A 14,600-nucleotide genomic window follows, 5' to 3' on the forward strand; every position below is an offset into this window, starting at 1 on the left:
CTGTTTCACGTGAAACATTCATTTTCCGATACAGAAATCCCGGAAGATGACGTCCAGTAGATCCTCCACGTCGACACGGCCCGTTATCCGGCCAAGCGTGGCCAGAGCATAGCGGATATCCTCGGCCATCAACGAGATTTCTGGCGCCGATTCCGCACGCTGAAGCGCCTCGGCGCAAGCGGTCAGGCTTTCACAATGGCGCTGTCGCGTCAGCAGTATGGGCGTTTCATCTGCCGCGTCATAGAGCCTGGTGAGCTGTTGCTCGATGGCGTCAAGCAAAGCCTCAAGACCTTCGCCCGTCTTCACCGAAAGCGGATAGGCCTTGTGTGTTCCCATTGAGTTAGGAAGTGGTTGCGATACCAAATCCCGTTTGGTGATCACGGCCAAGGCCGTGTCGTCCAACAGCTCCAAGCTTTGCCTGTCGGGCTGCGCACATTCCAGACCATCGAAGAGAACAAGTTTCAGGTCCGCCTCTTGTGCCCTTTGCTTGCTGCGGCGCATGCCCTCGACTTCAATCGCATCCGCGGTACCCTCCTGACGCAGGCCCGCTGTATCGCTGAGAAGCACCGGAAAACCGGCAATATCCATGGCCACCTCGATGACATCCCGGGTCGTTCCTGCAATCTCCGAAACAATGGCCGCCTCGCGTTTCGCCAGCCTGTTCAACAATGAGGATTTTCCCGCATTCGGAGCGCCCAGGAGCGTGATCTGAAGCCCCTGCCGTATGCGTTCACCGACATGGCTTGTGGCGAGATAGGCCTGAAGTTCTTCACGAAGCTGCTGGACTTCCGACAGACAGCTATCCAGAAGCCCCTCGGGAATATCCTCTTCGCTGAAATCGATCGCAGCTTCCAAATGCGCCGCCTGGTGAATCAGCCTTTCACGCCAGCCTTCCACCTGGTTCGCCAGAGCACCATCAAACTGCCGTTGCGCCTGCCGTCTCTGCACATCTGTCTGGGCGTCAATCAGGTCGGCGAGACCTTCGACCTCCGTCAGGTCCAGCTTCTCGTTGTCAAACGCCCGCCTGGTGAAATCACCCGCTTCGGCGGCACGTACGCCTTCGAACTCCGAAAGGACACGCAGAACAGCCGAGACCACAGCCTGGCTGCCATGCAGATGAAGTTCAGCGCTGTCCTCCCCTGTGAAACTGCCCGGTCCCGGAAACCAGAGCACCAGGGTGCGGTCCAGTATTTCACCGGAGACAGGATCCCGCACGGACCTCACACGCGCTTCACGTGCCGGCGGGCGGACACCGCAAAGCCGATCCAGAACCGGCCCGCAAGCAGGACCCGACAGACGAACGACCGCGACCGCCGAACGCCCCCTGCCTGATGAGAGCGCATAGATCGTGTTCTCAGGATAGGCCTTGGTCATCCCTGGATTTCAGTTGGCTTCTCCAGGGGCTCAAAGACGCCTGGTTCCGTCCATGTGCGTGTCACCTGCCAGGGCGACAGGCGCCGCTTGGGTTTGAGGGGCTCGCTTGGGGTGCCTATATAAAGGAACCCAGCCAGGGCATCCTTCTCTTCCAACCCAAAGGCTGATTTGACCTGCGCATCATACGTGTTCGGACCACTGAGGAACACACCGCCATATCCCAGCGCCTCCGTGGCCAGCAGCATATTCTGCGCTGCGGCCATTGCGGCCTCATATTGCTCGATGACCGGTACCTTGGGATGGTCTGCATGGATGCGCGCGCCCACTGCGATGATCAGGGGAGCCCGCAGGGGTTTGCCCCTTTGCTCCTCCAGCTTCTTGGCCGGCATGTCAGGTTCACGGGCGCGGGTTGCCTCGACGAAAAGATCTCCCAGTCGTTCGCGCGCCGGGCCCGTGATCAAGAAGAAGCGCCAGGGCTGCAAGGCGCCGTGATCCGGTGCCGTGAGACCGGCGGCCAGGATCTGATTCATTTCTTCCTCGTTCGGTGCGGGCTCGGCAAGTTTCTTGGCATCTGCCGAGCGGCGTCCATGCAGCAAAGTCATGGCATCCATAAATCTGAAACTCCCATCCTAATGTGTCTTTTGGTTCCCAGGGACCGGTGATCCGACGGATCAGTCCTTATTCGTCTTGTCCGACTTCTCCTGACCTTGATTGCCGCCGCCCGCAAATTGGTTCCAGAAAGCCTTCTGCAGCTGTTCCCAGCCCTGCATCGAACTGGGCAGCCAGGTTTTATAGAGGGTCTCAGGATCCATGGCCTGCAAACCTGAAAGCATGCGCTTCTCGATTTCCTCCATGGCCGCCTTCTGCATCGGGGCCACGTCCGGAAGGCCCAGGAAGCTGCGGGCTTCCTCGGGTGTACAATCTATGTCTATCTTGATCTTCATGAGAACTGGCTCCCGCTTTTTGTTTCGACCAGCGTGACAGCGCACCAAAGGAAAGTCGCAGCCCCTGCTTGTCTGTCCCGCTCCCTGCCCTCCATATAAGATGAAACACAGCAGTGCGCAAAGGACAGCCATGACCGAACAGCACACAGCCCAGGACAATCGACTCGCACGGGAAACCAGCCCCTACCTGTTGCAGCATCGGCACAACCCTGTCGATTGGTACCCTTGGGGTCAGGAGGCCCTGGAGAAGGCGCAGCAGGAAAACAAGCCGATCCTGTTGTCGGTTGGCTACGCTGCCTGTCACTGGTGCCATGTCATGGCCCATGAATCCTTCGAGAACGCAGAAATCGCCGGGCGGATGAACCGTCTGTTCGTCAACATCAAGGTGGATCGCGAAGAGCGCCCCGACCTGGACGGAATATACCAGTCCGCGCTGGCCTTGCTTGGCGAACAGGGGGGCTGGCCTTTGACCATGTTCCTGACACCAGAGGGTGAGCCCTTTTGGGGGGGAACCTATTTTCCTGCAACAGCGCGTTTCGGCCGCCCTGGATTTGTGGATGTCCTCGACGCCATGTCTCAGGCCTATCACGACAAACCCGAAGCCGTGCAGCAGAATGTAGCGGCCCTGCGTGAAGCCCTGCAGAAGCTCTCACAACCTCAATCCGGCGAAGGCATTTCCCTTCAAGCCCATGATCTTGCCGCACGAAGCCTCGTGCGTCACATCGATCCAGTGGAAGGAGGCCTGGGCAGCGCTCCTAAATTTCCTCAGCCACCGATCCTGAAGCTGCTCTGGCTGGCCGGCATCCGCAGCGGTCGGGACGAGGAGCGCAATGCCGTACTGAGGACTCTGGAGCGCATGAGCCAGGGTGGTCTCTACGATCATTTGGGTGGTGGCTATGCCCGCTATGCCACGGACGACAAGTGGCTGGTTCCGCACTTCGAAAAGATGCTCTATGACAACGCCCAGATTCTCGACCTTCTGAACGAAGCCTGGAAGGAAACCGGTCACACCCTCTACGCCCTGCGTATCCGTGAAACGGTGGAGTGGCTTCTCCGTGAAATGCGGGCCGAACGAGAACCCGGCGGACCACTTTGCGGTGGCTTTGCCAGCTCTCTCGATGCCGACAGCGAGGGAGAAGAAGGTCGCTTCTATGTCTGGAGCGAAGCGGAAGTCGATCGCATACTCGGACCAGACAGCGCCCTGTTCAAACAGGTCTATGACGTGCAGCCGGGGGGGAACTGGGAAGGCAAAACCATTCTCAACCGCTCAAAGCATTCTGAATTCCGTTCCGATCAAGAGGAGGAACAACTCGCCCGTGCCCGGGCACGCCTTTTCCAGGAACGCAGCAAGCGTGTCCGCCCTGGTTGGGACGACAAGGTGCTGGCGGACTGGAACGGATTGACCATATCTGCTCTGGCTCGGGTCGGCTTCACCTTCGCTGAGCCTGAATGGCTAAAGGCGGCTCAGGACGCCTTCGCCTTTGTCCAGAACGAGATGTCAGACGGAACCCGCCTCTACCACAGCTGGAGGCACGGCCAGCTGCGGCACAAGGGCCTGCTGGACGACTATGCACAGATGACCGCGGCCGCGTTGACCCTTTACGAGATTACGGGGGACGCCTCTTATCTGACCCAGGCCGAAAGCTGGGCTGACAGCATTGAAGTTCATTTCAGGGACAAAGCGGGCGGATACTTCATCACGGCGGACGACAGCGACGACGTGGTGATGCGCCCAAAGAATGCTCACGACAATGCCGTTCCCTCGGGAAATGGCACCCTGGCAGATGTCCTGGCCAGGCTCTATCATCTAACGGGAGAGGAGCGTTATCTTCAGCGTTGTGAAAATCTCCTTGCTGCCTTCTCCGGTGAACTCCAACGCACCGCCTTTCCCTATGCCACCCTCCTGAACAGCGCCGTGATGCTCCAGGATGCCTTGCAACTTGTCGTTCTCTCGGGTGAAGACGGCAAGCAGAACGGGCTTCTGAAAACCATCGCCCTCACCAGCGCACCCAATCGAGTTCTTCTGCAACCACGGAGCCAGAAGCAATTGCCCTCCATCCATCCGGCTGCCGGAAAGTCTGCGCTCGATGGACGGGAAACGGTTTACCTCTGTCGTGGGCAAAGCTGTTCACTGCCCTTGCAAGACAAAGCGGAGCTGCGCCAAGCTCTGCACGAAGAACGCTCGGCTTCCCAAGGCGACCTGTCTGTTCCGCCAACCACCTGAAGCCGGTGAATCCCATCCAAATCCCATCACGGAACGAGGAGAGCATTTCCATGACCGATGTGAAAATCACTTCAAAGGACGGCAGTGGCAGCTTTGCTGGCTATCTGGCCAAACCGAAAGGAACGCCTGCAGCCGGAATTGTCGTCATTCAGGAGATTTTCGGCGTCAACAAGGTCATGCAGGACATTTGTGACTGGCTGGCCGGTGAAGGCTATCTGGCCTGCTGTCCCGACCTTTTCTGGCGCCTGGAGCCCGGTGTCCAGCTGACCGACCAGACCGAAGAGGAGTGGCAGCAGGCTTTCGGCTACATGAAACGCTTCGACCAGGACAAGGGCATCGAAGATCTGCAGTCCACAGTGGATTTCCTGAGAAATCACGAGGATTGCACGGGCAAAATCGGTTCGATCGGCTACTGCCTCGGGGGTCGGCTGGCCTTCATGATGGCGACCCGCACGGACGCTGATGCCAATGTCAGTTACTACGGGGTTGGACTGGACGACCTGCTGGGTGAAGCCGATTCCATCTCCAGACCCTTGATGCTGCATATTGCTTCAGAAGACGAGTTCTTCCCTGCAGAAGGCCGCGAGAAAGTGCAGAAGGAACTGGCAGACCATCCCAAGGTCACCACCCATGTCTATCAGGGCAACAACCACGCCTTTGCCCGTGAAGGCGGGAAGCACTACGACCCGCAGGCCGCCGAGACTGCAAACAGCCGGACTCTGGCCTTCCTCAAGTCCAACCTGAGTTGATCGGAGGTTCAAGAGCATGACCAAAGCCGTCCGCCTGTATGATCATGGAGGCCCTGAGGTTTTCGTCTGGGAAGACGTGGACCTGCCATCACCCGGACCGGGAGAAGTGCGCCTGAAGCACGCGGCTGTGGGGCTGAACTACATCGATGTCTATCATAGAACCGGCCTCTATCCGACGGGAGAGCCTCCCGTGACCATTGGCCTGGAAGCTGCCGGAACGGTCCAGGCGGTCGGTGAAGGCGTTGAGGAGTTGGAAGCGGGCATGCGTGTGGCCTACGCGTCCCCGCCCATTGGCTCCTATGCACAGGAACGTAACATGCCCGCAGATCGCCTGGTCCGGCTGCCCGATGGCATCGATGACCAGACAGCTGCGGCCATGATGCTGCAGGGCATGACAGTCCAATACCTCATACGCCGTACCTACCGGGTAAAGGCCGGAGAAACCGTCCTGTTTCATGCCGCAGCTGGCGGAGTCGGTCTGATTGCCTGCCAGTGGCTCAAGGCGCTGGGGGTCAAGGTCATTGGCACCGTGGGCTCCGATGAAAAGGCCGAGTTGGCCAAGGCTTACGGCTGCACGCACACCATCAATTACCGCGATGAGGATTTCGTCGCCAAGGTCAAGGAACTGACACACGGCGTCGGCGTGCCCGTCGTCTATGATTCGATCGGCAAGGAAACTTTCGAGCGTTCACTGGATTGCCTCCAGCCCCTGGGCACGATGGTTTCGTTCGGGAACGCCTCCGGCCCTGTGGACGCTTTCGATCTGGGCATGCTGGCTGCCAAGGGATCCCTGTTCGTAACACGGCCATCGCTGATGACCTACACGGCCAAGCGGGCCGATCTGGTCGCATCTGCGAACGAACTCTTCGAAGTGGTGCAGTCAGGGGCCGTCAAGATCGAGATCAACCAGACCTACCCCCTCTCGGAAACGGCGCAGGCCCACCGCGATCTGGAAGCACGGAAAACAACCGGCTCAACGATCCTCTTGCCGTAAGCGCGAAAATTTGGGGCAGGACGGGTGAACTAAAGCCGTTCTGTCCCGAGCGGCCTCAGGGCCGCGGGCTACGCTACTGGTTCATGGAGGCGAAGAAGTCTGCGTTGTTCTTGGACTGCTTCAGCTTGTCCAGCAGGAACTCCATGGAATCCACCGTGCCCATGGGCATCAGGATCCGGCGCAGCACCCACATCTTCGACAGGGTGTTCTTTTCGACAAGCATCTCTTCCTTGCGGGTACCGGACTTGGCGATGTCGATGGCCGGGAAGGTCCGTTTGTCAGCCAGCTTGCGGTCCAGGACAATTTCAGAGTTTCCGGTGCCCTTGAACTCCTCGAAGATCACCTCGTCCATGCGGCTTCCGGTATCCACCAGAGCCGTACCGATGATCGTCAGGCTACCGCCCTCCTCGACGTTGCGCGCGGCACCGAAGAAACGCTTCGGCCTCTGCAGCGCATTGGCATCCACACCACCGGTGAGAACCTTGCCCGAGGATGGCACGACGGTGTTGTAGGCGCGTGCCAGGCGCGTGATGGAATCCAGCAGGATCACGACATCCTTCTTGTGCTCCACCAACCGCTTGGCCTTCTCGATCACCATCTCGGCGACCTGGACATGGCGCTGGGCTGGCTCGTCGAAAGTCGAGGAGACAACTTCGCCCTTAACGGAGCGGTCCATGTCCGTCACCTCTTCGGGCCGCTCGTCGATCAGCAGGACAATCATGTAGATGTCAGGATGATTGGTGGCGATCGAGCGTGCCAGATTCTGCAGAATCATGGTCTTGCCGGTGCGCGGCGGAGCCACGATCAGGCCGCGCTGTCCCTTGCCCAGAGGTGTCGTCAGGTCGATCACACGGCTGGTCATATCGCGGATCGTTGGATCCTCGACTTCCAGGTTCAGCTTCTCTTCCGGATACAGCGGGGTCAGGTTATCGAAATTGATGCGATGGCGCGTGGCTTCCGTCGGATCGAAGTTGATCGAATTGACCTTGAGAAGCGCGAAATAGCGCTCCCCATCCTTCGGTGAGCGTATTTCGCCCTCAACCGTATCGCCCGTCCGCAGACCGAAACGTCGCACTTGGCTTGGGCTGACATAGATGTCATCCGGCCCGGGCAGGTAGTTGGACTCCGGACTGCGCAGGAACCCGAAACCATCCGGAAGCACCTCGAGAACGCCCGAGCCATAGATGGCAACGTCGTTCTCGGCCAGCTGCTTGAGAATGGCAAACATCATGTCCTGCTTGCGCAGGGTTCCAGCATTCTCGATTTCCAGTTCCTCGGCAAAGGCCAGGAGATCTGCCGGTGACTTGGCTTTGAGTTCTGCGAGATTCATTGTGGGTGCTCTGACGCGTGTTGGCTTGGAAGGCCGATGAGCGTTGAAGAAGTCCGCTCTGTCGCCGAATGGGAAGGATCAGTTGCCTTTACGGATCAGGAAACTGCGTCGATTATCTCGACGCCACGTTCTTCAGGGATCCGTATCTTGATTCTGAAGGGAAATCGTCCAGGCGGTCGACCTGCACTTGTCAGTAGTCTTATGCAACTGCCCTTTACAAGTCAAGCCCAACCGGACTCTTTCCGGCTTCAGAACGGCTTTGCCACAGCCAGCAGTACGATTATCACCATCAAAACAGTGGGGATTTCATTCATGAAACGGTAAAAGCGTGCGGGATGACGGTTCCGGTCGGCCTCAAAGTCCTTGCGCCAACGGGCCATGAAACCGTGCATGGCAAACATGCCCAGCAACAGCAGAATCTTTGCGTGCAACCAACCCTGCTGGAAGATTCCTGGTGTGGCAAGCAGCAGAAGGCCAAAAACCAGGCTGGCGATCATGGCTGGTGTTGTGATGGCTCTGAGAAGGCGGCGCTCCATCACCTTGAAGGTCTCGGACATCTCGCTGTGCGGCTCTGTTCCGGCATGATAGACAAAGAGACGCGGCAAGTAGAGAAGCCCAGCCATCCAGGCAATGACAGAAATGACATGGAGCGCCTTGATCCAAGGATAGGCATCAGCAAGCCAGGTCATGGATACTCCTCTTCAAGCCTGTTCTTTCGTCTCGAGCCAGCCTGAAAGCTCCCGCTTCAGGAGTCCAGTCAACATGTCCATATGGGACTGGCTGTCATTGAGACAGGGGATATAGGTAAATTCCTCCCCTCCATTTTCCATGAAGGTTTCACGCAGTCCAATATTCAGCTCTTCCAGGGTTTCCACACAGTCGGCAGCAAATCCTGGACTGATGACAGCCAGGCGCCGTGTTCCCTGGCGCGCAAGTTCTGCCGTGGTAACATCAGCATAGGGCTGCAACCATTCCTTGGGCCCGAAACGCGACTGGAAGACGATCTGCACGGGTGGGGCACTCTTTCCAAGTCTTTCCCCAAGCAGACGGGCCGTTTTCTGACAGTGGCAGTGATAGGGATCGCCCTTGTCCAGGTTCTCGCGGGGCAAGCCATGAAAAGATACGAGCAGCTTCTCGGGTTCCCAGGACAGTTTCTCCAGTTGTTCCGTGACGCTCTGTGCCAGTGCGTCGATGTAACCCGGCGCATCATGATACGAGGGCGCTGTCCTCAGGCTCGGCTGCCAGCGTAACTGCAGTTGCGCACGGAACACCATGTCACAAGCTGATGCGGTCGTTGCAGCGCTATACTGAGGATAGAGAGGAAATATCAGGATGCGACGGCAGCCTGCTTCATTCAGCCTGGCGAAGACCTCGTCGATGCTCGGCCTTCCATAGCGCATGGCCCAGTCCACGACGACCTTGTCCTGGGTTTCCGGATCTTGCGAGAAGGTTTCCGCTATGGCCTCTGCTTGGCTGCGAGTAATAGTGCGCAGCGGAGATTCATTCTTCTCGCGGTTCCATATCTTTTCATAGGCTTCACCGCTACGCTGTGGCCTGCGGCTCAAGATGACGGCCTGCAGCAGAGGCTGCCAAAGCAGACTGGGCAGCTCAATAACCCGCTTGTCGCTCAGAAACTGGGAGAGATAACGCCGCATAGAGCGATAATCCGTGCCATCCGGCGTGCCAAGATTGACAAGCAGGACTCCGATCTTGCCAAGGGGAACCTTTGGGTGGTCGGCTGGAAAAGCTGTCTCCTGCATTGCCGCGATCCTGCTGTGGCTTCTCATGATACACCGAAAACTAGAACGCTCCGCTTCACTGGAAAGGGCGGATGTCCTACTGTGCGCTTTTGCCGCGAAGAACCTCCAGCATCCTGTTCACATTCTCGGGCGGAGTGGCCTTATCGATCCCATGTCCCAGGTTGAAGATGAAGGGACCCTTGCCCAGAACACTCACCAACCGCCGTGTGGCTTCATCCAGGACCGTTCCTCCAGCCATCAGGCATGCCGGATCCAGATTGCCCTGAAGCGCCACATGAGGCTGCAGGTTATCCCTTGCCCACTCCAGTGGAACCGAACTGTCCAGAGAAAGAGCCTGGGCCCCGCTTTCCATGGCACATTCCTGGTACAGGACACCGGCACCCCGCGGGAAAAAGATGACCGGAACCCCGGGACAGGCTTCATGGATTTTCTCGATGATGCGGCGTGAAGGTGCAAGCGACCAACGCCGAAATCCTTCATCAGTCCAGATTCCGGCCCAGGAATCGAATAGCTGGACGGTTTCTGCCCCCGCCAGGACCTGCTGGATGAGGTATTCGCTGGTCACGTCAACCAACAGATCGATCAGCTTTTCGAAACCAGCAGGATCTCGATAGGCCCAAAGCCTGGACTTGAAGAAATCGCGACTGGACCCTCCCTCGATCATGTAGCTGGCCACGGTCCAGGGGGCGCCGGCAAATCCCAGACGTGTAACCTCCTGGGGCACGGATTGACTCAGGCGTTTGAGAGTTTCGTAGACCGGTTGCAGTCTTTCATGGAAAGCCGAGGTGGACAGCCGTGACAGATCGGCTGTCTCATCCAGGGGTTCCAGGCGCGGACCCAGGCCTTCCTCGAACCAGAGCTTCTGCCCCAGGGCCTGCGGAACGACAAGAATGTCCGAGAAGAGGATGGCACCATCCAGGCCATAGCGGCGAATTGGCTGTAGTGTGACTTCTTCCGCCATCTCCGGTGTTTTGCAGAGATCCAGGAAAGATCCGGCCTGGCTTCTGAGCTCACGGTATTCCGGCAGGTAGCGTCCAGCCTGGCGCATCATCCAAACAGGTGGCGGATCGAGGGTTTCCCCTGCGAGGGCACGGAGTAGAGGTTTCAATCAAAGATCCACTTAGCAGGAAGCCAGGACAGAAGGATCCACAGTCCTACTATCAATTATATTATTAAGAAAGGAATCTGGAGTCGTTGTAGGATGGTGGAAAGCTGGGGATTAATTTTCATCATCAGGTCTGTCCACAGCTTGGTGCAAGTTGCCTGAAACAGTTCTTTTCTGAGGATGCATCTGAGCATAATCCAAGAATCATGCATGGTTTTTCGGGCTTTCAAGGCGGCTGTGAAAAGCGTGAAGAAATGGAGTTCATGGTCAGACAAGGAGACTTTCATCCACTGGATCCAGAGCGGTTTTGCTGGACAATCAACAGGGGACAAGCCTTCGCATGGAATCCTGCGCTATGGGTATGCTTTTCGGGTAGGCTTTGATTGCGTAATGCTTATCCCCATAATCCCCTATCTGTCCCCTTGGGTATGCCTGTGACATGACCTTGCATCATCATCTCCACCTGGTCTCCGATTCCACCGGAGAAACCGTCAATTCTGTTGCCCGGGCCTGTGTTGCCCAGTTCGAGGGCATTGAACCGCAGGAGCACATCTGGACACTGGTCCGCACACGGGGCCATGTGGAAAAGATTGTCGAACATATTCGCCGGGAACCTGGCCCGGTTGTCTACACCATGGTGGACGAGGGATTGCGGCGCCTCCTGGAAGAGAACTGTCGTACCATCGGCGTGCCTTGCGTGGCGGTTCTGGATCCGGTCATGCATGCACTCGGTCTGCACTATGAACGCACCAGCGTGGGCCGTCCCGGCAAGCAGCACACGCTCGACAATGAATATTTCGATCGCATTGAAGCCATGAATTTCGCGCTTGCCCATGATGACGGGCAATTGAACGAAGATTTGACGCTGGCGGATGTCGTGCTGGTCGGTGTATCGCGCACTTCAAAGACACCGACCTGCGTCTACCTGGCACAAAGAGGTGTACGTGCGGCAAATGTTCCTTATGTACCGGACGTTCCCCTGCCCGAGGCGTTGTTTCAACTTCAGGGCACGCTGATAATTGGTCTGACAAAGGATCCGGCACGATTGGTCGACATAAGAAGAAGCCGGCTGCGTGTCATGAATGACCGGGATGAAGCTGGAAATTACGCCGATATCGATTCCGTGACAGAGGAGGTCAAGGAAGCTCGGCGGCTCTATGCACGCCATCACTGGCCCGTCATAGATGTCACCCGCCGTTCGATCGAGGAAACCGCTGCGGCTATCCTGACCCTTTATCAGCGCCATCGTGCGAAGGCAGCAGAATGAAAAAGACTGCGGATTTCATGAAGCCTGATGGAGAAGGTCTGGTGCTGGCATCGGGAAGTGCCGCACGCCGCCAGCTCCTGGAGAATGCAGGCCTGGCTTTCGATCATCAGGCGGCGGCCGTCGATGAGATGGAGATCAAGAAATCTCTGGCAGCGGAAGGGGCGACAGCCTTGCAGGTTGCCGAGACACTTGCTGAACTGAAGGCTGGCCGGGTCAGCCGCCTTTGTCCCGGTGCACTTGTCATCGGCGCCGATCAGATGCTTGATTGCAATGGGACTTGGTTTGACAAACCTGAGGACAGGGATCACCTCGCAGCTCATCTCAGAGCCCTGTCCGGACGTACGCATACACTGGAAACCGCAGTCTGTGTCGTGCGTGACGGAGAACGTCTCTGGCATCACAATGAAACATCTCGGCTGACAATGCGCAGCTTTGATGAAGACTTCATTCAGACCTATCTTGGAGTTGCAGGAGATGTTGCCCTTGGATCAGTTGGCGGATATTGCCTGGAAAGCCATGGGGCACATCTTTTCAGTCATATAGAGGGAAATTACTTCACGATCCTGGGACTGCCACTGCTACCCTTGGTGGGTTATCTGCGCCAACGAGGAGCCATATTGGGATGATACTTACGGGAAGAAGTCGTCTTGCCGGAGTGTTGGGCTGGCCGGTTGGTCACTCCCGTTCTCCGCGGCTGCACAATCACTGGCTGGAGCGTTATGGAATCGATGGCGCCTATGTTCCCTTGCCGGTACGTCCTGAAAGCTTTGCATCGGCCGTGACGGCCTTGGCGAACCTGAGCTTCCTCGGCGCAAACGTGACAGTGCCGCACAAGGAGGCGGCCCTTCGCGTCTGTGACGAAGTAACCAGCAGTGCGCGCCGTATTGGCGCCGTAAATACACTCTTCTTCCATGACGAGCGTATCCTGGGCGACAACACCGATGCCTACGGTTTCATCCAGAATCTCTTCGAAGGCTGTCCGAAATGGAAGGCCACCTCTGGTCCGGCCGTGATTCTTGGGGCGGGTGGTGCGGCCCGTGCCCTTTGTGTCGCCTTGATGGATGCGGGCGCACCGGAAATCCTGATCGCAAACCGTACGCGCACACGTGCCGAGAAACTGGCAGACAGCTTGTCCCAGGATTCTGGCGGTGAGCGGCTCAGGATCGTTGAATGGGGGCATTGGTCGGACATGCTTTCCGGCGCGAATCTGTTGGTCAATGCCACAAGTCTGGGCATGAGCGGACAACCTCCTCTGGATATCGACCTGAGTGCACTTCCCGGGACTGCTCTGGTCAACGACATTGTCTATGCACCTCTGGAAACGGATCTGCTGCTACGTGCGCGTGAACGAGGAAACTGGGTGGTGGATGGCCTGGGCATGCTGCTGCATCAAGCAGTTCCCGGTTTCACCGGCTGGTTCGAGCGAACCCCCGAAGTGGACGAGGAATTGCGGCACTTCGTTCTGGAAGGCTAATGCAGGTCCTCGGGCTCACAGGGTCCATTGGCATGGGCAAAACGACCGCAGCAGGAATGTTGCGGCGCCTGGGACTTCCGGTGCACGACGCGGACCAGGCAGTTCATCGCCTGTTCTCAAAGGGAGGACGCGCTGTACCGGCGGTGGAACGACATTTTCCGGAGGCTATCCTGAACGGCGCCATCGACCGCAAGAGGTTGGGCGAACGCGTTTTTGCCGATGATGCCGCCTTGCACCTGCTGGAATCCCTGGTGCATCCGCTGGTGCGCCAGGAAGCGCTGGATTTCCTGAAGCGTCACCGAAGATGGCGTTCCCCTCTCGTCGTCCTGGATATTCCCTTGCTTTACGAAACCGGCGGAGAAGAACTCTGCGATCATGTCATCGTCGTCAGCGCGCCACTGCGCATACAAAGGCAGAGAGTCCTGAGACGCCCCAACATGAACGAGGAAGCCTTTCGCGCTGTCCTGGCGCGGCAGATGCCCGATGCCCTGAAACGGCGGCGGGCGGATTATGTGGTTCAAACAGGGCTGAGCAAGGCGCTGACTTTTCGGCAGCTTTCCCGCATTGTGCGCAAATTGCGCAGGTACGGGAAAATTCGTGAGAGATAGGGGTAGAGAGGGAAGCATTCATGCGTGAAGTTGTTCTGGATACCGAAACCACGGGCCTGGACCCGGATGCCGGCCACAGGGTCATAGAGATCGGCTGTGTCGAACTGGAAAATCATGTTCCGACAAACAACAATCTGCAGCTCTTCCTCAATCCTCAACGGGATATTCCCGAAGAGTCCTTCAAGGTACACGGACTGAGCCTGGACTTTCTCTCCGACAAGCCTTTGTTCGGTGATGTGGCGGAGCGTTTCCTGGAGTTCATAGCGGATGCGAAACTCGTCATCCACAATGCCGAATTCGACCTGAAATTCCTGAATGCGGAGTTGGTTCGCTGCGGCTACGCCGCCATTCCCACGGAACAGGCCATAGACACGGTACAGATCGCGCGGCGCCGCTTTCCCGGCGCCCAGGCCAGTCTTGATGCCCTGTGCCGCCGCTTCGAGATAGACCTGTCGGAGCGCAGCCTGCATGGCGCCCTGTTGGACTGTCAGCTGCTGGCTGCGGTTTACCTGGAATTGATGGGCGGACGTCAGCCAGGCCTGATACTGGCTGACGACAAGTCCTCGCAGACTACGTCAGAGGCATTGCGCGCCAGTCGGCCACATCGTGCTCCGCGGCCGCATGCAACAAGTCCCGATGAAGAAGAAGCCCATGCGCGCATGCTGGAAAAACTCAAGGATCCCATCTGGACCCACTAGAGTACTCACTCCTGGATAGACAGGACATCCGCGCTCGAGAACAGCCCCGAATGGGGTTTGCCCTCGAGCGCGG

15 protein-coding genes are annotated in these 14,600 nt (G+C 57.8%); 8 read left to right on the top strand and 7 right to left on the bottom strand.

Going from position 1 to position 14,600, the window contains the following annotated elements; translation table 11 throughout:
* Positions 1 to 18: 18 nt before the first annotated feature.
* The 3 genes from mnmE to G502_RS0106710 are packed head-to-tail and all read right to left on the bottom strand — an operon-like array spanning position 19 to position 2,318.
* Positions 19 to 1,374, bottom strand: coding sequence for a tRNA uridine-5-carboxymethylaminomethyl(34) synthesis GTPase MnmE (gene mnmE / locus G502_RS0106700; protein ID WP_022727890.1), 1,356 nt, complete (start codon positions 1,372 to 1,374; stop codon positions 19 to 21).
* On the bottom strand, positions 1,371 to 1,985 hold the full coding sequence (locus G502_RS19035) for a nitroreductase family protein (RefSeq protein ID WP_022727891.1): 615 nt from the start codon (positions 1,983 to 1,985) through the stop codon (positions 1,371 to 1,373). The genes mnmE and G502_RS19035 overlap by 4 nt, the downstream gene beginning before the upstream one ends.
* 60 nt (positions 1,986 to 2,045) lie before the next feature.
* Entirely contained in the window at positions 2,046 to 2,318 is a 273-nt protein-coding gene (locus tag G502_RS0106710; protein WP_022727892.1) for a DUF6489 family protein, read from the bottom strand.
* 130 nt (positions 2,319 to 2,448) lie between these two features.
* On the opposite strand from G502_RS0106710, the gene G502_RS19040 reads away from it, so the two are divergent.
* From G502_RS19040 to G502_RS0106725, 3 genes are read left to right on the top strand one after another with little or no spacing between them, the layout of a single operon-like run.
* Positions 2,449 to 4,542: a thioredoxin domain-containing protein gene (locus tag G502_RS19040; RefSeq protein ID WP_022727893.1), complete on the top strand. Its 2,094-nt coding sequence runs from the start codon at positions 2,449 to 2,451 to the stop codon at positions 4,540 to 4,542.
* Between the two features lie 50 nt (positions 4,543 to 4,592).
* Entirely contained in the window at positions 4,593 to 5,291 is a 699-nt protein-coding gene (locus G502_RS0106720) for a dienelactone hydrolase family protein (RefSeq protein WP_022727894.1), read from the top strand.
* Between the two features lie 16 nt (positions 5,292 to 5,307).
* Positions 5,308 to 6,285, top strand: coding sequence for a quinone oxidoreductase family protein (locus G502_RS0106725; protein WP_022727895.1), 978 nt, complete (start codon positions 5,308 to 5,310; stop codon positions 6,283 to 6,285).
* Positions 6,286 to 6,358: 73 nt separating this feature from the next.
* On the opposite strand, the gene rho is transcribed toward G502_RS0106725, so the two are convergent.
* From rho to hemE, 4 genes are all read right to left on the bottom strand, one after another.
* Positions 6,359 to 7,615, bottom strand: coding sequence for a transcription termination factor Rho (gene rho, locus G502_RS0106730; protein ID WP_022727896.1), 1,257 nt, complete (start codon positions 7,613 to 7,615; stop codon positions 6,359 to 6,361).
* Positions 7,616 to 7,863: 248 nt separating this feature from the next.
* Positions 7,864 to 8,304, bottom strand: a complete 441-nt coding sequence (gene hemJ, locus G502_RS0106735) for a protoporphyrinogen oxidase HemJ (RefSeq protein WP_022727897.1) — start codon at positions 8,302 to 8,304, stop codon at positions 7,864 to 7,866.
* A 12-nt stretch (positions 8,305 to 8,316) separates the two neighbouring features.
* Positions 8,317 to 9,375 (bottom strand): ferrochelatase, encoded by a 1,059-nt coding sequence (hemH, locus tag G502_RS0106740; protein WP_022727898.1) that lies wholly within the window; start codon positions 9,373 to 9,375, stop codon positions 8,317 to 8,319.
* 76 nt (positions 9,376 to 9,451) lie between these two features.
* Positions 9,452 to 10,483: a uroporphyrinogen decarboxylase gene (gene hemE / locus G502_RS0106745; RefSeq protein ID WP_026989167.1), complete on the bottom strand. Its 1,032-nt coding sequence runs from the start codon at positions 10,481 to 10,483 to the stop codon at positions 9,452 to 9,454.
* 436 nt (positions 10,484 to 10,919) lie between these two features.
* On the opposite strand from hemE, the gene G502_RS0106755 reads away from it, so the two are divergent.
* The 5 genes from G502_RS0106755 to dnaQ are packed head-to-tail and all read left to right on the top strand — an operon-like array spanning position 10,920 to position 14,527.
* Positions 10,920 to 11,747, top strand: coding sequence for a pyruvate, water dikinase regulatory protein (locus tag G502_RS0106755; protein ID WP_026989168.1), 828 nt, complete (start codon positions 10,920 to 10,922; stop codon positions 11,745 to 11,747).
* Positions 11,744 to 12,373, top strand: a complete 630-nt coding sequence (locus G502_RS0106760; RefSeq protein WP_022727902.1) for a Maf family protein — start codon at positions 11,744 to 11,746, stop codon at positions 12,371 to 12,373. The genes G502_RS0106755 and G502_RS0106760 overlap by 4 nt, the downstream gene beginning before the upstream one ends.
* The gene (locus tag G502_RS0106765; RefSeq protein ID WP_022727903.1) at positions 12,370 to 13,221 is read left to right on the top strand and encodes a shikimate dehydrogenase; all 852 of its coding nucleotides are present in this window, start codon (positions 12,370 to 12,372) and stop codon (positions 13,219 to 13,221) included. The genes G502_RS0106760 and G502_RS0106765 overlap by 4 nt, the downstream gene beginning before the upstream one ends.
* A complete protein-coding gene (coaE, locus tag G502_RS0106770; protein ID WP_022727904.1) occupies positions 13,221 to 13,829 on the top strand; it encodes a dephospho-CoA kinase in 609 nt (202 codons plus the stop codon). Before G502_RS0106765 ends, coaE begins: the two co-directional genes overlap by 1 nt.
* A 20-nt stretch (positions 13,830 to 13,849) precedes the next feature.
* Positions 13,850 to 14,527 (top strand): DNA polymerase III subunit epsilon, encoded by a 678-nt coding sequence (gene dnaQ / locus G502_RS0106775; protein WP_022727905.1) that lies wholly within the window; start codon positions 13,850 to 13,852, stop codon positions 14,525 to 14,527.
* The last annotated feature ends 73 nt before the right edge of the window (positions 14,528 to 14,600 follow it).

It is taken from the genome of Fodinicurvata sediminis DSM 21159 (genome assembly GCF_000420625.1).
In the GTDB taxonomy this organism is placed as follows: domain Bacteria; phylum Pseudomonadota; class Alphaproteobacteria; order Kiloniellales; family DSM-21159; genus Fodinicurvata; species Fodinicurvata sediminis.